Source organism: Gracilibacillus sp. YIM 98692, assembly GCF_010993965.1.
Classification (GTDB): Bacteria; Bacillota; Bacilli; order Bacillales; family Amphibacillaceae; genus Gracilibacillus.
Genome location: NZ_WIXM01000011.1, coordinates 1 through 17,486, shown reverse-complemented (window position 1 = coordinate 17,486; position 17,486 = coordinate 1). Strand labels below are relative to the sequence as shown.

Sequence of the window (17,486 nt, the reverse complement as noted above, 5' to 3'; positions counted from 1 at the left end):
CTAAAAAGCATCTTTTTTCGGGTCAAACTGATTAATGTTTAATTTATTTCTAGAATCGAATGTACGTTTCAAATAATTATTCAGTGGATCAGCCTCATCTAAAAATTTACGAATATCTTTATCTCTCATTAGATCAGCTAATGGATACTTGTGAGAAAACCAATGATTATTGCTATTTAAGATATAAGCATAGTTGTCTATCGCCTTTTTTAATTCTTTGAAGCTATAATCTTTTAATCTCCTTTTGATTGCTGTACGCATAGGAGAAGTTAATTTGCGGTGCTTCACGATATTTTTAGAAACATAGTGATCGAACAGATCACGTATAATGTCTTTATTATTATCTTTTTCTTTATCTAATTCTCTTTCTAATTCTTCTTCTGTTTCGTTACTTAACGTTTCAGTAACGTTACTATGATTTTTTTGCTCTATTTTCTTTCGTTCACGATGCTTGGCAACGCGTTTTCTGGTTTGTTCTCTTATCTTGTCTAACCCTTCAATATTTTGATGTTTTTCCCAATTAGTGATAGAAATAAATTGATTTTCATCAATTTCAATCATTCCAAATTGTTGAAAAGTTTTTAGAGCCATTCTGACGGTACCAATCGGCCGATCAAATAAAGTGGACAACATTTCATCTGTATATGGAATATTTTCGGATAGAAAAATGTAACCACTAGCATTAACTTTCCCAGCTTGCGCCAGAAGCTTTACCCAAATAATTAATATCGTATCTGCTTCGGGCATTTTTTCGATAAGTCTTATTTTTTCATCTTCAAACATTTGAGTGCTTAATTTAATCCATTTAACATTACTCATTCGCACCGCCCTCCTTAGCGCTGAAACGTTATTCTTTCTTCTTGATGATTGCTGTCTTGCCTGTTTTCAATCCTCACTAACTCATAACCACGATAATTATTGCTTATATAGCCTGCCACGTAACTTTTGAATAGTTCCCTACTCCCCTCTGCCCAGTGTTGGTAGACATAGGGGATCGGTTCTTTTCTTTCACGAATCAAGATCATCACCGTCTGGAGGATAATAATGCAGTTCGCCTAGACCTGGCATTTTCACCCCTAATTTTTGATCATCTTCATTACGTTTTGCATGCTCTTGCATCATGTATTGAAAAACTGCTGCCACAGCTTCATCTGTCACATCCCCTACCTTCTTGATTTGGTTAGGGTTTTCTTCATTGGTAAAACCAATGTAAATACGGTTCGTTTCTTCGGTTACTCGGATATCTAATTTCATTCCATCACTCCTAAAAATTGAAAGATAATACTTGTCCATCCATAGGCTAACCCTGCTAAGAATAAGGTGAGTAATAAAATGTAGATGTTTTCTTTCCACTTACTCAATATGATCAACCTCCAAAGTAGTGGATATATCGCATTGGAAATCCGTAACATACAGCAGCAATAAATAATATCAGGGCTAAAATGTGGCCATATTCTTTCAAAAAACTCATTTTAATTATTCACCACCTAAAATTTGTGATATAATACCTTCACACAACAAAATCAAAGATGTGGAACCTTAAATTGTGTTCCATTCGATTACTGATTTCCTTTGCGATTTCGTTGCATTCACTGACGCTATCAGCTGTAACGAGAAATGATTTGACGCATCGGAAATCGTTTTTTACTTTCTTGAAAAATACGATTTCATAAATCATATACACCACCTTTATGTAATTTTGATGCAGCTGCATCCTAATGACCACAAACGAGAAAGGAAGGAAGTCATTATGAGTTGGTAATTTTTTAAAATCGCTTGTGACCATTAGGACAAAGCTAGCAATCTAGCTTCATCCGTGATATAATAGAGTCAAATACAATCAATCTCTATCCTGAAGAGCGCCTGGTGCAACAGGTGCTTTTTATATGCTAAAAATACTGATAAGCAAGAATAAGTAAGTTAAAATGCCTGATACAGAAATGAATATTTTAAACGCTCGATCTTGTTTCAATTTGTCTCTTCCTTTCTTTTGCAATCATTTCATCATAGTAAGACTTGGGCTGTGGTGTATAAGTAAATGAACGAGAATATGCACCCAATTGTTTTAATGATCGAAATGCGTTATTCAAGTAACATTCCGCTTTATCCGTTTGACCTTTACTTGCTAATCTCTTCGCTTCCTCAAAACAGTGATTCATACACAACACTTCTTCTTCTACCTTAGTTAATAAAGCTTTTGGGTAATGATCTTCTAACATTGTTTGATTTCCTCCTATTAAGCTATAAATGGTAATGCTAGACTTACGACAGTTGGTAAACTTGTAATCGAATCGCCTATTACATCTGCATTAGCGATAAAGCTAAGTAATAAATCTTGATTGGATGTTTTCTGTGACCAGATCATCGCATCTCTAAGTGTGACGGTGATCTTTCCATTCTCCATTCTTGATATGGTTGAACGGTTCAAACACATCCTTTCAGCCATTTGATCTTGCGTAAAACCTCTTTTCAACCTCATTTTTCTAAGAAGATTCCCCTCAATGTTTTCCAATGCCTACCCTCCTTCCCGTTCCTAATCTGCACGTGCGATACGTGCAAGTTATCTATCTATTTATGTTTTAGATTGTTATACTTAATGTGCGCCCTAATTAAGAAGTGTATGGATAAGGAAAGTCGATCATATTGCGGTTCTCGATATCCTTTTCCAACCATTCGAATAGCTTAGCCGTTACTACTCGTGGATGCCCTAATTCACGAGTTACTGGAAAATCAGATCGGTTAAACAATTCATTACACTTCTTATCTTTGATGTTGGCTACCTCCATGAATTGCTTTCTTGTCATCAATGGAGGTAGCTTATCTATCATTTCTAACTCTTTTCGGATTTCTGGAATGAGTTGCTTTTTGAGTTCAGATACCATTAATTGAATTTCGGTTTGTTCGAATTGGATGGTTGGCATTAAACTGTCACCCCATACTCTTGTATCAACTTTTCTGACAGTTTCACTTGACCTTTACCAGTTATTAAAGTTGTCACACTTTCTACATCACCATGCGTACGAGAAATCATTGTTACGGTAGTGGTGAATAAACCTTGTTCAATGTACTGTTGCTTAGGTTGATTTTTCTCACGGCCAGTTTTAATTAAATATCCATTATCACGTAACCACTTGAACATTTTATTTCGGCCTAATTTGATACCGTGATCGTCATACATCATTTTGGAGAATGAACCAATATTTATAGATGCATTGGAATTAGAAACGGCTTTTCCAAAATTTGTGTATGGTAGTTCTTCTTTTCGTTGTTGTTCAAGTAGTTCATATTCTTTTCGTTCGATAATCCAACGTTCAGCACGTTTGATCGGATCGTCAATCATATAAGATGGCTTTTCTAATTCGTAATATCCATTTTTTCTAATAGAAGGGATTACTTCATGAGTTACCCAACGTTTAAATTGTTTTGCTTCTGGTTTACGGCTACTAAGAACTAAGTTGTATAAACCGAATTCATTAACTGTTCCAATTTTTTGGTATCCGCCATGGGTGTCAATTGAACTTACACCCTTTTCATCACCATCTAATCGGCTTAATGCCATTCTTGAATTTTTAATTTCCAAAATGTCGCACACATCTTTAGCAACAAACTCTGTTTCATCACCATTGTTAATAATTCGCAATTGATGACCATTAAAGATTTTTGTTAATTGATTCATGAGATCAACTCCTTATCTATTTGTTCCTTTTGGGAACTTTTATTTTCAAAAAAAATCACCCAGTCAAACTTAAGAGTCTTAGCGATAGATTTAGCTACTTCGACCGATGGTGTTTTATTTCCTTTTTCTATATGGGTGTAATGACTTCTAGAAATACCGGATAATGTAGCTACCTCAAAATGTGTCAACCTTCTTTGGTTGCGCATTTCTTTTAACCAATTTCTCATGTTGCACCCCCTTTTTGTTCCTTTTAGGAACTTCATCTTGTTTTTAATTATATGTTCTCTAAAGGAACATGTCAACATATAATTTTAAAAAAAACGTACTTTTAAGAACATTTACTGACGTTACTTAAAGAAACATTTATAATGGAAAGGGGAAAAGGAGAGTGTATGAAATGGAAATCTTTCCGGAAAGATTGAAAAGCCTTAGGGAAAACAGGAAAGATGTCGATAAGAAATGGACGCAAAAATATGTTGCGAATAAAATTGGCGTTGCTAGAGAAACGTATACAGGTTATGAAAGAGGTACCAAGTCACCGCCGATGGAAACTGCTAATAGGTTAGCTGATCTTTTTGATGTAACAACAGATTATCTTACGGGAAGAAGTGATGATCCCAATCCTCAAACAGAATCTGATAATCCTAACAGAGCTTTTCACAACTTCGAAGATATTACAGAACAAGAAAAAGAATACTTAGAAGAACAACTTAGAATATTCCGCAAACTAAAAAAAGATAAATAAGAAGCCTTTAAGGCTCTTTTTTATAACTATATAACAAACATACATTCGATTATTGGGGGTCTTCTATGTTTGATTCGTATCAAAAAACTGAACTAGAAATTTGGTTGGAAAATCTATACCTAAAACATGACATTATTTCTCCATCAGATTTAGCAATCGATAATGTGGCAAAAAAGTTAAATATGAACATCGCATATATGGAAGGCGCTAGAGAGGTCGCTTTATGGGATGAAGAGGATGCTATTATCTTTCTGAACCCAAATAAGCCCACGGAAACTATGAGAAAAATTTTTTTCCACGAGCTGTGCCATCCTCTAAGACATCATGGAGATCAAGAAAGATTTGTTGATAGTTTCATTACTCTTCAAGAACGTCAAGCAAACCAATTTGTGTTATATGCAGCTATGCCGTTTTACATGATAAAACAACTAGACTTACCTCAATCCGAACATCATTTAAGTTCATTATTAGCATTCACTTTTCATGTACCATTACGTCTAGCCCAAAAAAGAGTAGATCAGATCAAAAGAAGGATACAACAGGCAAATTTGGATCATGAATTTATAAAGCAACATTCTAATTATAAAAAAAGTTATGACCCATCCAATTGGTCTCATGAAACAAAAGCAATAATGGATCAACTCTATAAACAATTAAAGGGGGCTCAATGATGAATGATATGACTTTATACTATGACTACATAGATAACATGAAAGTTCCTATGTGGTTAGTAGTTGAGAATTTTGAATGGGAAGGTCGCACATTATATTTGCCTATAACCTCTAATTTCAGTACAGGTGATATGGATAACTTTGAAGGAGATGAACTTAGTGTTTCTGTGCTCATTAGTGATTTAATATTAAATTCGACATTAGACGATCATTTTGGAATCAATTTAGAAAACGTTGAGAGTCGAATCAATAATCAGGGATATTCCCAGGAAGACATAACAAAACTCGTTGTTAGAGTTGAAGATGTAAAAGAGGTGTTTTATATGGATAGAGTCAACCTATCTTAAATAATAAAAAGAATAAAGTGCACAGAGTGGTGCGCTTTTTTAGTAGGAGGGATTAAAAATGTATGTTCGAAAAGTAGAAACAAAAAAGGGGAAAGCATGGGAAGCTGTAGGAGAAGGCCCTGCTGATCCCGTAACAGGAAGAAGGAAACAGATTAAGCGAAGAGGTAAAACACAAAAAGAAGCTAAAAAAAGAGTAGAACAAGCCATTCGTTCATTGTCGGAGGATAAGATCGATGAAAGCATAGCCAATCGAGTAACATTTGAAATGGCAGCAAAACATTGGTTAGACGTTTACACCTTAACAGGAGTGAAAAGAAGTACGATTCGAATCCGTGAAAAAGAAGTGAGAATTTTAAATAATCACATGGCTAAAGTTCCAATTGGAAAAATAACACATTCTAGGTATCAACGCTTTATAAATGAGATTTCTCCGGATTATGCAAGAACAACAGTGCAAGGTGTTAATACGACAGCTAGAATGGTATTCAAACAAGCGATAAAAGATAGAGTTATCAAAGAAGATCCTACTATGGATGTTGTTGTACCGAAACGGAGAAAGACTGTTGAAGAAATAGAAAACGATAAGATTGAAAAGAAATACCTAGATCGTGAAGAATTAGAACAGTTTTTAGATGCGGTCAAAGAACATGGTTTAAAATTGGACAAGGAAAGATTCTATTTATTAGCTTTTTCAGGAATGCGATCTGGTGAATTACTTGCTTTGAAGTGGTCTGATATTAATTTTAAGACGAGGGAAATTAGAATCACCAAAACTCTTTACAATGAGAATGGAAAAATGAGCGAATACGAATTAACCCCTCCTAAAACAGAAGGTAGCATAAGAACAATTGTGATGGAACAAGAGATTATGGATATGTTAAAAGCGCATCAAAAGCAACAGGTGAAAAATAAGATGAAATACAGACATGAAATAGAAGAATATCACGATGGTAATTTTGTCTTTTGTCATCCGAATGGTTACCCATTCATTCATAAGAATTTAAATACAAGAATGGAAAGGCTGTTACAATACACCAGTATTACTAAGAACGCTACACCGCACATTTTTAGACATTCGCATATAAGCATGATGACAGAAGCCGGAATTGACATTTCAAGCATTATGAAAAGGGTTGGCCATGAAGATATAAAAACAACAATGAAAATCTATACACACGTCACAGAAAAAATGAAAAAGGACGCTTCCGCAAAAGTAAGAAACATTTACGAAAACGCCCTTTCAGACTTAAATTAAAATTTTTCGTGACATAAATGTGACATTTTCGCTCAATTTCAAGTGATTTTATCACATAAACCCTGTTATACCAGTGTTTCGGGCAGTTCCTTACATCATGCCGCCCATTCCTGGCATGCCGCCCATTGCCCCTGGGTCTGGTGCACCGCCGCCATTTTCTTCTGGAAGGTCAGCTACTACAGCTTCAGTAGTTAGGAACATTGCTGCTACTGATGCTGCGTTTTGAAGTGCAGAACGAGTAACTTTTGTTGGGTCCACAATACCTGCTTCTACCATGTTTACCCATTCGCCTGTTGCAGCATTAAAGCCGACACCTACTTTTTCACCTTTTAAACGTTCTACAATGATAGAACCTTCAAGACCAGCGTTCGTCGCGATTTGACGTACTGGTTCTTCAAGCGCACGAAGTACAATGTTTACACCAGTAGCTTCGTCATCATCTAAGCCTAATTCTTTTACTTTATTGTATACGTTAAGTAGTGCAGTACCACCACCAGATACAATACCTTCTTGAACAGCAGCACGAGTAGAGTTTAATGCGTCTTCGATACGCAGCTTACGTTCTTTCAATTCCGTTTCTGTTGCCGCACCAACTTTTACTACTGCTACACCGCCAGCAAGTTTAGCAAGACGTTCTTGTAATTTTTCTTTATCAAATTCAGAAGTCGTTTCTTCAATTTGACTACGGATTTGTGCCACACGAGCTGAAATTTTTTCAGGGTCACCAGAACCTTCTACAACCGTAGTGTTTTCTTTTGTTACTACTACTTTAGAAGCGCGACCTAGTTGTTCAATGCTAGTGTTTTTAAGATCTAATCCAAGATCTTCTGTAATGACTTCGGCACCAGTAAGTACAGCAATATCTTCTAGCATTGCTTTACGGCGGTCACCAAATCCAGGGGCTTTTACTGCTACTGCATTAAATGTACCGCGCAGCTTGTTTACTACTAATGTAGCAAGTGCTTCCCCTTCTACATCTTCAGAAATAAGTAGAAGTGGTTTACCTTGTTGCACAACTTCTTCAAGTACAGGTAGAACTTCTTGGATGTTATTAATTTTCTTATCAGTAACTAAAATATATGGATCTTCAAGCTCTGCTTCCATCTTATCTTGGTCTGTTACCATATAAGGTGAAGCATAGCCGCGATCGAATTGCATACCTTCTACAACTTCTAATTCTGTATTGAAACCTTTAGATTCTTCGATCGTGATGACACCATCATTACCCACGCGTTCCATTGCTTCTGCGATAAGTTGTCCAACTTCATTATCACCAGAAGAGATGGAAGCTACTTGAGCGATAGAGTCTTTGCTTTCAATTGGTTCAGATACTTTGCGCAGCTCTTCTGTGGCAAGTTCTACAGCTTTTTCAATACCACGGCGTACCCCTACTGGGTTTGCACCAGATGCTACGTTTTTTAAACCTTCTTGAATCATAGCTTGTGCTAATACTGTTGCAGTAGTAGTACCATCACCTGCTACATCGTTCGTTTGAGATGCTACCTCTGAAACTAGTTGAGCACCCATATTTTCAAATTTATCTTCTAATTCAATTTCTTTTGCAATCGTTACCCCATCATTAGTAATAAGTGGAGAGCCGTATTTTTTATCTAATACAACGTTACGACCTTTTGGCCCTAAAGTTACTTTAACAGCGTTGGCTAGAGTATCCACGCCTTGCATCATGGATTGACGAGCTTCTTCACTAAATTTAAGTTCTTTTGCCATCTTCGAAAAACCTCCCTATTTTTGTTTACCGTATGATATTTATCCAAAAGTGTCTTCGAATGACTATTAGCCAATAACAGCTAAGATATCATTTTCACGAAGAATTAAGTATTCTTTACCATCGTAAGTTACTTCTGTACCAGCAAATTTAGAGAAAATAATGTTATTTCCTTCTTTTACTTCAAGTGCTACTTTCTCACCATTGTCTGTTACACGACCTGATCCAACAGCTACAACTTTTCCTTCTTGCGGCTTTTCTTTCGCAGAATCTGGAAGAACAATTCCACTTGCTGTTTTTTCTTCTTGCTCAACAAGTTCAATAATGACACGGTCACCTAATGGTTTTAGCATCTTTTAATAACCTCCTTGGTATCTATCCATCTTTTTCATCTATTTGTTAGCACTCAATCGAAAGGAGTGCTAACACAATTATTATAATAATGAAAACTTATTTTTTTTGCAAGTAATATGTAGTAGATTTTCCAAAAAAATTTTTTGCCTATAGCACACATGATAATATAGACGAACTATTTCAATTTTATTCTAAAGTTGTGTTAAAATACGTATCATGATGAAAAAAGATTAAGGGAGTCGTTGTACTTTGCCGAAAAAATATATTTATCTTATTGTCACCTATTGTTTCATGCAGCTATCAGGTGTCATTGTGGCACCCCTTGTATATTTTACAGAAATTAATGAATTAACAGCACTTGTAGGGTGGACGATTTTTAGTTTTGCCGTTGCCTTAATAGTCTCACTTTATTTACTTCGAGAAGAATGGAAAAGCTTTTTTTCTTTACGAGAAAAGAAGATTGGATCTATTATTTTATGGTCTGTTCTCGGATTTATCTTAGTGTTTATAGGTCAAATTATATCTAGTGTTATTGAGACATTTGTTTTTAATATACCACCAGGTTCAGAAAACACATTGATGCTGACAAAGGTAGCAAGACAAGCCCCAATTTTTATTATTATTATTTCCGTACTAGGTCCCATCTTAGAAGAACTAGTTTTTCGCAAAGCCATTTTCGGTACATTATATAAGAGAATGAATTTCTTTTTTGCAGCCATTATTTCTGGGGTTATGTTTGCTCTCATTCATATGGACTTTAACCATATATTAACCTACACTGTTGTAGGAATGGTTTTTGCTTTCCTATATGTAGAAACGAAACGTATCATTGTACCGATCATCGCACACATGGCCATTAACACATATGCTGTGATTGGGCAGCTTTCTATCGATCCAGAAGAAATTGATAAGATGCTAGATCAATTAGAAAACTTACAGTTAATCATTATTGGGGGCATTTAAGAACATGAAAATTTCACCACTTAGTCATGCATTTTTATACCTCGGATTAGGCATATTATTTACGTATATTGCCATACAATCTGCGGAAGAGACTGTCTTTAATTTCATTACGATGTTGTTAGCTTTTTTCGCAACCATAGATTTCGTTGTAGCTACTCGTTTGTTTAACTTACATTTTCGAATAAAAAAAGCAAACCGAAAAAAGGATAAATAAAGTGCTGTCATCAGAACAGCACTTTACTTATCCTTCGTCATCTAACGGGTAATGCTTCATAAAATAAACAAGCGATTGTAATTCTACTGCTAAATCTATATGATGCACTCTTACATGCTCAGGTACCGTAATCCTTGCAGGTGTAAAATTTAGTATACCGGTTACGCCGCATTCCACTAAACGGTCTGTTATTCCCTGCGCCTCTGTTACGGGTACCGTTAAGATAGCCACAGAGATATTTTCCATCATCTCCTCTAGTTCATCTATATGATGCACTGGAATATTGCCTATAATCTCTCCTACCTTCGCATGATCCGCATCAAACGCCATTTCAATTTTCGTATTATTATTTTTCGTAAAATTATAGTTTAAAAAAGCGGTTCCTAAATTACCAACTCCGATAAGGATAACAGGTGTATTCTCATCTTGATCCAGTGTTTTTCGAAAAAAACCGAGCAAATATTCTACATTATATCCGTAACCCTTTTTCCCTAATGCACCAAAATAGGAGAAGTCACGTCGAATAGTTGCAGAATCAATCTTCATCGCGTCACTTAGCTGCTTTGAAGACACTCGTGCTTTCCCTTGTATATGTAAATTGTTTAAAAAACGATAATAAAGAGGTAACCGCTTAGCTGTTGCTTGAGGTATTTTATGTTGATTTCCCATTACTCATTCCCCTTACTGATATCGTATCATCTATATGTAGCACCTTTCTTTACATTCTAACAGACTTTGTCTAAAATGTCGTGAAATTATTCACTAATTCGATACAGTGATACACTACTTGCAGTTTGTTCCCCATTTAAGATACACTTAAATCATTGAGGTGAACGTACATGATCTATTTACAAGTAAATGATTTAACCAAACGATTTGGTGCTGAATTAATACTTTCTAATATAAAACTAGAAATAAAAGAAAATGATAGAATCGCAATAGTTGGCCGAAACGGTGCTGGTAAATCCACTCTTCTTAATATTATTTCTGGGCAGTTAAGTTATGATGAGGGGGAAATCCATAAGCCAAAGGATGTATCACTTGGCTATTTAGCACAACATACAGGGCTCGATTCCAATGAAACGATTTGGGACGAAATGGAGCATATTTTTACTGACTTACTAAAAGAAGAACAAGCGCTTCGGAAAATGGAAGAGCAAATGGGGGATCCCGACCTGTTAGCCAATCATGATCGATATCAACAACTTCTATCTAGTTATGATCAAAGGCAGGAAGCTTTTAAACAAGCGGGTGGTTATCAATATGAAGCGGATATAAAAGCCGTGTTAACGGGGTTAGATTTTCCCGAAGATACATGGTCTACTTCTATTACAAACTTGAGCGGCGGACAGAAAACTCGATTAGCTTTAGGGAAACTTCTATTAACTAAACCTGATATCCTAATTCTAGACGAGCCAACCAACCACTTAGATATTCAAACATTAACTTGGCTTGAAAATTATCTAAATAACTATCAAGGCGCAGTCGTTATCGTTTCACACGACAGGTATTTCTTAGATAAGACCGTTCATATCGTTTATGAAATCTCCAGACATTCCTCAACGAAATACCATGGTAACTATAGCAAGTATCTAGAGCAAAAAAGCGCGAACTATGAGCGAGACCTTAAGCTTTATGAAAAACAACAGGCTGAAATAAAGCAAATGGAAGATTTTATTCAAAAAAATATTGCCCGTGCATCCACAACCAAGAGAGCTCAAAGCAGAAGAAAACAACTAGAAAAAATGGAAGTAATGGACAGGCCTGTAGGAGAGGAAGGCTCTGCTAAGTTTTCTTTTCAAGTAGAACGACGAAGTGGTAATGATGTGTTAAAAATAAACGGTTTATCTTTTCGCTATCAAACGACAGATCCTCATATTTTTTCAAATGTCCATTTATGGGTACAACGAGGGGACAGCATTGCTTTGGTTGGGCCAAATGGTGTTGGAAAGTCGACATTGCTGAAAACGATCATCGGCCAACTTGACCAGGAAGATGGAACCATTCACTTAGGCGCAAATGTACAAATAGGATACTATGACCAAGAACAAGCACAGTTAAATAGTAAAAAAACCGTGCTAAATGAATTATGGGATGACTACCCTTCTATGAATGAAAAAGATATTCGTACGATCCTAGGGAATTTCCTTTTTAGTGGAGAAGATGTACTTCGCTCTGTATCTGCTTTAAGTGGTGGAGAAAAAGCCAGACTCGCTTTAGCTAAATTAATGATGGAAAAAGCAAACTTCTTGCTTTTAGATGAGCCGACCAACCACTTAGATCTTGATAGTAAAGAGGTATTGGAAAGTGCACTGATTGATTATCCTGGTACGATTCTATTTGTATCACACGACCGTTATTTTATTAACAAACTTGCTACACAAGTGTTAGAGATGCAACCAAATCATACGACCCTTTACTTGGGAGACTATGATTATTATTTGGAGAAAAAACAAGAAGAACGTGAGCTAGCGGAGCTCCAACAAGCAGAAAAAGAGAAGAAACAGCCAATTACTTCGACTAAAACCGACTTTGAGAAGGAAAAAGAACTAAAAAAACAGAATCGTAAAAAGGAACGAAGAATTCAACAAATAGAAGAAGAGATTGAACAATTAGAAGCTAGCATTGAAGAGATTGAAGAAAAGCTATGTGAACCGGAAGTTTTCCAAGATCATGAAAAATCATTAGAATTAACAACAGAAAATAATGAATTGAAAGAACGTTCTGAACAACTTATGGAAGAATGGACAGAACTGCATGAATCATAGATCATTTACGCATTATCTTGTGATAATGCGTTTTTTTGATATTTAGATAAAAATGAATTATTCACAGACTTATCCACTTATAAACGTGCTATTTTATCGGTTTTTTCCCAACTTATACACATTATCCACAATTATACCATTAGTTATCCCCATTTTTGTCATTTATACACATACTGATACATCAATCCCGAACATGAATATCCACAATTTATGTGTGTGTATGTTGATAACTTGTGCATTAGTGGATAAAGAAAAACTTGGCATTTCGCATGTCCTTATGGCGAAAGCCTTAGTTTTACTTATACTTTGTACTTAATAATTCTTGCTACATCGAGTAACTTCCCTGCATTTCCTAAAGTGTAAATAAAGAGCTGACCCAAAGTCAGTCAGCTCCTTTGATAAATATAAAATTTTATTTTCCTCTTGTTGCATACCGTTCTAAACTTAAGCTAGGATTGGCATTTAAATCCCAGTCTGCTCGGTGTCCTTGATGATAAGCTACACTTCCTGCAGCTGCAACCATTGCTGCATTATCTGTACATAACTTTAAAGGGGGAAACATTAATTCCAACTCTTCTTCTTCAAATTTTTCATTCATGGCAACTCTTAGCCCCCGATTGGCAGCCACACCTCCTGCTACAATTACTTGCTTTACCCCATACTTTTTAGCAGCTCTATAAGTTTTCTCCACTAGTACATCGACAACACTTGCTTGGAAGCTAGCTGCTATATCTTTTTCTTTTAAGTTTTCGCCACGTTGTTTTGCATTATGCAATGTGTTGATAACAGAGGATTTCAACCCACTAAAACTAAAATCAAAAGAACCTTCTTCTAGCCATGCTCTCGGAAAGTCTATAGATTCTGTCCCTTCTGCAGATAATTGGTCGATTTTTGGACCTCCTGGATAAGGAAGTTTTAATGTTCTAGCAATTTTATCATAAGCTTCTCCTGCTGCATCATCACGTGTCTCGCCAATGATTTCAAAATTTCCATGCTCTTTCATTAAAATAAGTTCTGTATGGCCTCCAGATACAACCAATGCGAGCACAGGGAAATCAAATTCTTTTACTAAACGATTCGCATAAATATGCCCAGCAATGTGGTGAACACCAATCAATGGTTTACCGTGTGCAAAAGCCAATGCCTTTGCCGTATTAACGCCGACTAACAATGCACCAACAAGTCCTGGGCCTTCTGTTACCGTAACAGCTGCCATTTCTTTCATTGTCAAACCAGCTTGGGCAAATGTCTCTTCTAATACTAAAGTTATATGCTCGACATGATGCCTTGATGCTACTTCGGGCACTACTCCCCCAAACCGCTTATGACTTTCTATTTGAGAGGCAACAACATTTGATACTATTTCTTTACCATCTTTTACTATAGCTGCTGCGGTTTCATCACAGCTTGTTTCAATTCCTAATATATACTCACTCATAAATTCACCCACAATACTAAAGCATCTTCTTGATTATCTGTGTAATAATTTTTCCTAACGCCACCTGGTTGTAAGCCAAATTTTTTGTACATACGCTGAGCGACCAAATTAGACATCCTAACCTCTAAGGATAAATGCTTCACATCATGTGCAACAGCATAGTTTATGACATACTGAAATAGTCCTTCTCCTAAACCTCTCCCCCGATACGCAGGGTGAATGGCAATATTGGTTACTTGTGCTTCATCTAGCACCATCCATGTACCACAAAACCCTACTACTTCTTCATTAACTGTGGTAACAAAGTATTTAGCATATTGGTTTAAGTTCATTTCTTCATAATAAATTTGTTTTGGCCATGGTTTCGGAAAAGATTTTTCATCAATTTGAGACACAGCCTCAATATCATTTTCTGTCATTTTTCGAAAAACTATTTTATCCATTTTGCTTTCTTTCCTGCTCCTTTAACCAATTGGCCTCTGCCTCCACCAATCGAATATAGTTAGGGGTTAAGGCGTGAGTATCTGCTATTTCATAAAAGGTAGCTAAATAAGCAAGTACGCCTGGTCTAGGTATATGTAAAGCCGGACTAGGAAAAATAGCTTGATCTCCCATTGTACGAACAATTGTATCACGATGGTAAGACATGTCTTGGCTTAAAAACATTACAGGTTGTTCTTTTTCTCTCACCTGTTCTAACCAAGTAGAAAGCAATATATTTTGCTCCTTTTCTACTAAGCTAATATGGCCTTCCTTAGCTTGGTACAACCCTGTATAAACTAATCCACGTCTTGCATCAAAAAAAGGACATATGAAATGTGGTTGATGGGAAACATTATGTGCTAAAAGCTCTAAGCTTGATACAGACACAATAGGGATCTGTAAAGTCCACGCCATCGTTTTAGCAGTAGCTAAACCAATCCGAACACCTGTATAGGAACCTGGTCCTTTGGCAACTGCAATACGGTCTAATTCACTTGGCATTATGTTCGTTTCACGCATAATATGATCAATAGATGGCATTAGGCCAACGGAATGATTTCTCTTCATATTAGCAGTGTATTCAGCCTTTAATTCCCCATCTTTCCAGACAGCTACTCCCATTACTTGATTAGATGTATCAATAGCTAAAATATTCATCGGTAAAGCTCCTTACAAATAGATTCAAAATAATCCCCTTTTGGATGAAGATAAATGGTCCTTGAAGCCTCACCCTCCCGCTTTATGACAATATCGAGGCGTTTGCCAGGAAGATATTCTTCAATAAACGAGGCCCACTCTATGACAGTGATACCGTCTCCGTGAAAGTACTCATCGAACCCTATATCTTCCTCACTTCCTTCTAAACGGTATACATCCATATGATATAATGGGATTTCTCCCATATATTCTTTAACAATGGTAAATGTAGGACTATTAATAGTTCTTGTTACACCTAACCCCGCACCTAAGCCTTTTGTAAAAGTCGTTTTACCCGCACCTAAATCGCCTTCTAATGTGATAACATCTCCGGGACGCAATAATAAAGATAACTTCTCAGCAAGCCTTTTGGTTTTATCTTCTGTTTGTGTATAAAATACGTATTCACTCATTCTTTTCACCTCTTAGATGCGTGTAGCCTGACTTTTCTAATGTTGCTATCCGGCTCTTTTTCTCTAACAAAACCATTCCATTTTGCTTTGGTTTATTAAGTACTGTACCAATAGCAGTAAGCATTGTGTCAGTTTGATTGGCTATCTTTTTCAATTGTCCCCACTCATTAGGAGAAACCGTCCCAATCAATTCAAAATCTTCTCCACCGGAAAGAGCCCATTCCATTACTTGATTCTCTTCAAATTGCCTTAAATAAGCATGTACAGGGATATCATTATAGTTTAACTGAAGTGTAAGTTGAGATGCTTCTGCAATTTCATTTGCTTCATTAGCTATCCCATCACTGACATCATTGAACACAATTCGATTAAGTGATTGACAAGCCTTGGCAAAAGAAACACGTGGCACAGGCATTCGATGACGTTCTATAAAATATTGATCCTCTTGAGATATATCCTTTACCCCTTTTAATAACATATGTAAACCACATGCAGAATCTCCTAACGTACCCGTAACAAATACGATATCACCTTCTCGTGCTTGACTACGGTATCGAGCTTTTCCTTTTGGAACATATCCTATCACAGTAATGGTTACCGTTAATTGTTCCCCTGATACAGTATCTCCGCCAATGACATCCATTTGATATTGTTTCGCTAAGCCATCCATTCCTGCATAAATAGCCTGTAACGATTCTTGAGACCAATGATTGGGAATAGTCATGGATACTAGGTAGGAAGATGGAATCCCTCCCATTGCCGCAATATCACTAATATTTGCAGCTAATGCTCGAAAACCAATATGATAAGGTTCTGTAGTTTCTGTGGAAAAATGAATAGACTCGACCATTGTATCTACAGTCGTAATAATATCCTGATATGGTTGTCTAATAATAGCAGCATCATCACCAATGCCTTTTACTACACTAGGTTGTTTATAATAAGCTTGTTTGATTGATTGTATAAAAGCAAATTCATCCATATGTATACCTCATTTTATGGGATTCTTTATTGTACATTTATCATAGCAGATCATCTATAAAATAGAAATAATTAGTGACGTTTTTTAGACATAGAAAAAACCTTAAGTAATATTACTTAAGGTTAACATTTGTTAGTCATAAATGGCGGTCCGGACGGGACTCGAACCCGCGACCTCCTGCGTGACAGGCAGGCATTCTAACCAACTGAACTACCGGACCTTGGTTGCACTCTTTCGAGTACTACGATTATTTTCTAGCATTGAAGTCTATTCGACGTAGTGAGAAAATGTTGGTTGCGGGGGCAAGATTTGAACTTGCGACCTTCGGGTTATGAGCCCGACGAGCTACCAGACTGCTCCACCCCGCGCCGATAAAAATATATTATTATAATAAGTTACACGCTTCACACTACGTATAAAATCCTTAACTCAATGATATTAGATATACTGATAAGCCTGGCAACGTCCTACTCTTGCGGGGGCAAAGCCCCAACTACCATGGGCGCTGGAGAGCTTAACTGCTGTGTTCGGCATGGGAACAGGTGTGACCTCTCCGCTATCGTTACCAGGCTTACAAATGTAAGTCGATCTGTGTTGTTCACAGGACGTGAACGGGCTTAACAGATCTTCCTTTTTATTTAGGATATACCCTAAAAACTAGATAAGAAGAATAGACATCGAAAACGAACGGTTTAAAGCGTTCATCATTATAGTTAAGTCCTCGATCGATTAGTATTCGTCAGCTCCACATGTCA

22 protein-coding genes, 2 tRNA genes and 1 rRNA gene are annotated in these 17,486 nt (G+C 36.5%); 7 read left to right on the top strand and 18 right to left on the bottom strand.

Features of this window, described 5'->3' with window-relative positions:
- The 7 genes from GHD00_RS11305 to GHD00_RS11275 all read right to left on the bottom strand — a co-directional run bounded on the left by GHD00_RS11305 (nt 1) and on the right by GHD00_RS11275 (nt 3,903).
- Nucleotides 1–819: a phage replisome organizer N-terminal domain-containing protein gene (locus tag GHD00_RS11305; protein ID WP_163538276.1), complete on the bottom strand. Its 819-nt coding sequence runs from the start codon at nt 817–819 to the stop codon at nt 1–3.
- A gap of 189 nt (nt 820–1,008) precedes the next feature.
- Entirely contained in the window at nt 1,009–1,254 is a 246-nt protein-coding gene (locus GHD00_RS11300; protein ID WP_163538275.1) for a DUF7446 family protein, read from the bottom strand.
- A 695-nt stretch (nt 1,255–1,949) separates the two neighbouring features.
- On the bottom strand, nt 1,950–2,219 hold the full coding sequence (locus GHD00_RS11295; RefSeq protein WP_163538274.1) for a hypothetical protein: 270 nt from the start codon (nt 2,217–2,219) through the stop codon (nt 1,950–1,952).
- A gap of 17 nt (nt 2,220–2,236) precedes the next feature.
- Nucleotides 2,237–2,512, bottom strand: coding sequence for a helix-turn-helix domain-containing protein (locus GHD00_RS11290; protein ID WP_163538273.1), 276 nt, complete (start codon nt 2,510–2,512; stop codon nt 2,237–2,239).
- Nucleotides 2,513–2,609: 97 nt separating this feature from the next.
- On the bottom strand, nt 2,610–2,921 hold the full coding sequence (locus GHD00_RS11285) for a hypothetical protein (protein ID WP_163538272.1): 312 nt from the start codon (nt 2,919–2,921) through the stop codon (nt 2,610–2,612).
- Nucleotides 2,921–3,676, bottom strand: a complete 756-nt coding sequence (locus GHD00_RS11280) for a phage antirepressor KilAC domain-containing protein (protein WP_163538271.1) — start codon at nt 3,674–3,676, stop codon at nt 2,921–2,923. The genes GHD00_RS11285 and GHD00_RS11280 overlap by 1 nt, the downstream gene beginning before the upstream one ends.
- Nucleotides 3,673–3,903: a helix-turn-helix transcriptional regulator gene (locus GHD00_RS11275; protein ID WP_163538270.1), complete on the bottom strand. Its 231-nt coding sequence runs from the start codon at nt 3,901–3,903 to the stop codon at nt 3,673–3,675. The genes GHD00_RS11280 and GHD00_RS11275 overlap by 4 nt, the downstream gene beginning before the upstream one ends.
- 170 nt (nt 3,904–4,073) lie before the next feature.
- Here GHD00_RS11275 and GHD00_RS11270 point away from each other — a divergent pair, with 170 nt between their 5' ends.
- From GHD00_RS11270 to GHD00_RS11255, 4 genes are all read left to right on the top strand, one after another.
- A complete protein-coding gene (locus GHD00_RS11270; RefSeq protein WP_163538383.1) occupies nt 4,074–4,421 on the top strand; it encodes a helix-turn-helix domain-containing protein in 348 nt (115 codons plus the stop codon).
- Nucleotides 4,422–4,486: 65 nt separating this feature from the next.
- Nucleotides 4,487–5,092, top strand: a complete 606-nt coding sequence (locus GHD00_RS11265) for an ImmA/IrrE family metallo-endopeptidase (RefSeq protein ID WP_163538269.1) — start codon at nt 4,487–4,489, stop codon at nt 5,090–5,092.
- The gene (locus tag GHD00_RS11260) at nt 5,092–5,439 is read left to right on the top strand and encodes a hypothetical protein (RefSeq protein ID WP_163538268.1); all 348 of its coding nucleotides are present in this window, start codon (nt 5,092–5,094) and stop codon (nt 5,437–5,439) included. Before GHD00_RS11265 ends, GHD00_RS11260 begins: the two co-directional genes overlap by 1 nt.
- Nucleotides 5,440–5,497: 58 nt before the next feature.
- Nucleotides 5,498–6,694, top strand: coding sequence for a tyrosine-type recombinase/integrase (locus GHD00_RS11255; protein WP_163538267.1), 1,197 nt, complete (start codon nt 5,498–5,500; stop codon nt 6,692–6,694).
- 90 nt (nt 6,695–6,784) lie between these two features.
- Here the strand turns inward: GHD00_RS11255 and groL are convergent, their stop codons facing one another.
- Together groL and groES are read right to left on the bottom strand one after the other, a co-directional pair.
- The gene (groL, locus tag GHD00_RS11250; protein ID WP_163538266.1) at nt 6,785–8,422 is read right to left on the bottom strand and encodes a chaperonin GroEL; all 1,638 of its coding nucleotides are present in this window, start codon (nt 8,420–8,422) and stop codon (nt 6,785–6,787) included.
- A 66-nt stretch (nt 8,423–8,488) separates the two neighbouring features.
- The gene (groES, locus tag GHD00_RS11245; RefSeq protein ID WP_163538265.1) at nt 8,489–8,773 is read right to left on the bottom strand and encodes a co-chaperone GroES; all 285 of its coding nucleotides are present in this window, start codon (nt 8,771–8,773) and stop codon (nt 8,489–8,491) included.
- 250 nt (nt 8,774–9,023) lie between these two features.
- Between groES and GHD00_RS11240 the strand changes: the two genes are divergently transcribed.
- Together GHD00_RS11240 and GHD00_RS11235 are read left to right on the top strand one after the other, a co-directional pair.
- A complete protein-coding gene (locus GHD00_RS11240) occupies nt 9,024–9,737 on the top strand; it encodes a CPBP family intramembrane glutamic endopeptidase (protein WP_163538264.1) in 714 nt (237 codons plus the stop codon).
- A gap of 4 nt (nt 9,738–9,741) precedes the next feature.
- Complete coding sequence (locus GHD00_RS11235; RefSeq protein WP_163538263.1) at nt 9,742–9,951, top strand: YdiK family protein; 210 nt, start codon at nt 9,742–9,744, stop codon at nt 9,949–9,951.
- Between the two features lie 27 nt (nt 9,952–9,978).
- On the opposite strand, the gene GHD00_RS11230 is transcribed toward GHD00_RS11235, so the two are convergent.
- Nucleotides 9,979–10,620 carry a redox-sensing transcriptional repressor Rex gene (locus GHD00_RS11230; RefSeq protein ID WP_163538262.1) on the bottom strand — a complete coding sequence of 214 codons (642 nt, stop codon included), beginning with the start codon at nt 10,618–10,620 and terminating at the stop codon, nt 9,979–9,981.
- Nucleotides 10,621–10,790: 170 nt separating this feature from the next.
- On the opposite strand from GHD00_RS11230, the gene GHD00_RS11225 reads away from it, so the two are divergent.
- Nucleotides 10,791–12,719 carry an ABC-F family ATP-binding cassette domain-containing protein gene (locus tag GHD00_RS11225; RefSeq protein WP_163538261.1) on the top strand — a complete coding sequence of 643 codons (1,929 nt, stop codon included), beginning with the start codon at nt 10,791–10,793 and terminating at the stop codon, nt 12,717–12,719.
- A gap of 412 nt (nt 12,720–13,131) precedes the next feature.
- Here the strand turns inward: GHD00_RS11225 and tsaD are convergent, their stop codons facing one another.
- The 8 genes from tsaD to rrf all read right to left on the bottom strand — a co-directional run bounded on the left by tsaD (nt 13,132) and on the right by rrf (nt 17,301).
- Nucleotides 13,132–14,157, bottom strand: coding sequence for a tRNA (adenosine(37)-N6)-threonylcarbamoyltransferase complex transferase subunit TsaD (gene tsaD / locus GHD00_RS11220; protein ID WP_163538260.1), 1,026 nt, complete (start codon nt 14,155–14,157; stop codon nt 13,132–13,134).
- Nucleotides 14,154–14,600, bottom strand: coding sequence for a ribosomal protein S18-alanine N-acetyltransferase (gene rimI / locus GHD00_RS11215; RefSeq protein ID WP_163538259.1), 447 nt, complete (start codon nt 14,598–14,600; stop codon nt 14,154–14,156). The genes tsaD and rimI overlap by 4 nt, the downstream gene beginning before the upstream one ends.
- Complete coding sequence (gene tsaB, locus GHD00_RS11210) at nt 14,593–15,297, bottom strand: tRNA (adenosine(37)-N6)-threonylcarbamoyltransferase complex dimerization subunit type 1 TsaB (protein WP_163538258.1); 705 nt, start codon at nt 15,295–15,297, stop codon at nt 14,593–14,595. Before tsaB ends, rimI begins: the two co-directional genes overlap by 8 nt.
- Complete coding sequence (gene tsaE / locus GHD00_RS11205; protein ID WP_163538257.1) at nt 15,294–15,749, bottom strand: tRNA (adenosine(37)-N6)-threonylcarbamoyltransferase complex ATPase subunit type 1 TsaE; 456 nt, start codon at nt 15,747–15,749, stop codon at nt 15,294–15,296. Before tsaE ends, tsaB begins: the two co-directional genes overlap by 4 nt.
- Nucleotides 15,742–16,731, bottom strand: coding sequence for a thiamine-phosphate kinase (gene thiL, locus GHD00_RS11200; protein ID WP_163538256.1), 990 nt, complete (start codon nt 16,729–16,731; stop codon nt 15,742–15,744). Before thiL ends, tsaE begins: the two co-directional genes overlap by 8 nt.
- Before the next feature lie 143 nt (nt 16,732–16,874).
- Nucleotides 16,875–16,951 (bottom strand) — tRNA-Asp (locus GHD00_RS11195).
- Between the two features lie 71 nt (nt 16,952–17,022).
- Nucleotides 17,023–17,099: transfer RNA gene (locus tag GHD00_RS11190), tRNA-Met, on the bottom strand.
- Between the two features lie 86 nt (nt 17,100–17,185).
- Nucleotides 17,186–17,301 (bottom strand): 5S ribosomal RNA (rrf, locus tag GHD00_RS11185).
- Nucleotides 17,302–17,486 lie beyond the last annotated feature (185 nt).

What these genes read in the sequence shown, in the direction of transcription:
- GHD00_RS11305 (WP_163538276.1), bottom strand. Translation starts at nt 819, where the DNA reads ATGAGTAATGTTAAATGGATTAAATTAAGCACTCAAATGTTTGAAGAT.
- GHD00_RS11300 (WP_163538275.1), bottom strand. Translation starts at nt 1,254, where the DNA reads ATGAAATTAGATATCCGAGTAACCGAAGAAACGAACCGTATTTACATT.
- GHD00_RS11295 (WP_163538274.1), bottom strand. Translation starts at nt 2,219, where the DNA reads ATGTTAGAAGATCATTACCCAAAAGCTTTATTAACTAAGGTAGAAGAA.
- GHD00_RS11285 (WP_163538272.1), bottom strand. Translation starts at nt 2,921, where the DNA reads ATGCCAACCATCCAATTCGAACAAACCGAAATTCAATTAATGGTATCT.
- GHD00_RS11280 (WP_163538271.1), bottom strand. Translation starts at nt 3,676, where the DNA reads ATGAATCAATTAACAAAAATCTTTAATGGTCATCAATTGCGAATTATT.
- GHD00_RS11275 (WP_163538270.1), bottom strand. Translation starts at nt 3,903, where the DNA reads ATGAGAAATTGGTTAAAAGAAATGCGCAACCAAAGAAGGTTGACACAT.
- GHD00_RS11270 (WP_163538383.1), top strand. Translation starts at nt 4,074, where the DNA reads ATGGAAATCTTTCCGGAAAGATTGAAAAGCCTTAGGGAAAACAGGAAA.
- GHD00_RS11265 (WP_163538269.1), top strand. Translation starts at nt 4,487, where the DNA reads ATGTTTGATTCGTATCAAAAAACTGAACTAGAAATTTGGTTGGAAAAT.
- GHD00_RS11260 (WP_163538268.1), top strand. Translation starts at nt 5,092, where the DNA reads ATGAATGATATGACTTTATACTATGACTACATAGATAACATGAAAGTT.
- GHD00_RS11255 (WP_163538267.1), top strand. Translation starts at nt 5,498, where the DNA reads ATGTATGTTCGAAAAGTAGAAACAAAAAAGGGGAAAGCATGGGAAGCT.
- groL (WP_163538266.1), bottom strand. Translation starts at nt 8,422, where the DNA reads ATGGCAAAAGAACTTAAATTTAGTGAAGAAGCTCGTCAATCCATGATG.
- groES (WP_163538265.1), bottom strand. Translation starts at nt 8,773, where the DNA reads ATGCTAAAACCATTAGGTGACCGTGTCATTATTGAACTTGTTGAGCAA.
- GHD00_RS11235 (WP_163538263.1), top strand. Translation starts at nt 9,742, where the DNA reads ATGAAAATTTCACCACTTAGTCATGCATTTTTATACCTCGGATTAGGC.
- GHD00_RS11230 (WP_163538262.1), bottom strand. Translation starts at nt 10,620, where the DNA reads ATGGGAAATCAACATAAAATACCTCAAGCAACAGCTAAGCGGTTACCT.
- GHD00_RS11225 (WP_163538261.1), top strand. Translation starts at nt 10,791, where the DNA reads ATGATCTATTTACAAGTAAATGATTTAACCAAACGATTTGGTGCTGAA.
- tsaD (WP_163538260.1), bottom strand. Translation starts at nt 14,157, where the DNA reads ATGAGTGAGTATATATTAGGAATTGAAACAAGCTGTGATGAAACCGCA.
- rimI (WP_163538259.1), bottom strand. Translation starts at nt 14,600, where the DNA reads ATGGATAAAATAGTTTTTCGAAAAATGACAGAAAATGATATTGAGGCT.
- tsaB (WP_163538258.1), bottom strand. Translation starts at nt 15,297, where the DNA reads ATGAATATTTTAGCTATTGATACATCTAATCAAGTAATGGGAGTAGCT.
- tsaE (WP_163538257.1), bottom strand. Translation starts at nt 15,749, where the DNA reads ATGAGTGAATACGTATTTTATACACAAACAGAAGATAAAACCAAAAGG.
- thiL (WP_163538256.1), bottom strand. Translation starts at nt 16,731, where the DNA reads ATGGATGAATTTGCTTTTATACAATCAATCAAACAAGCTTATTATAAA.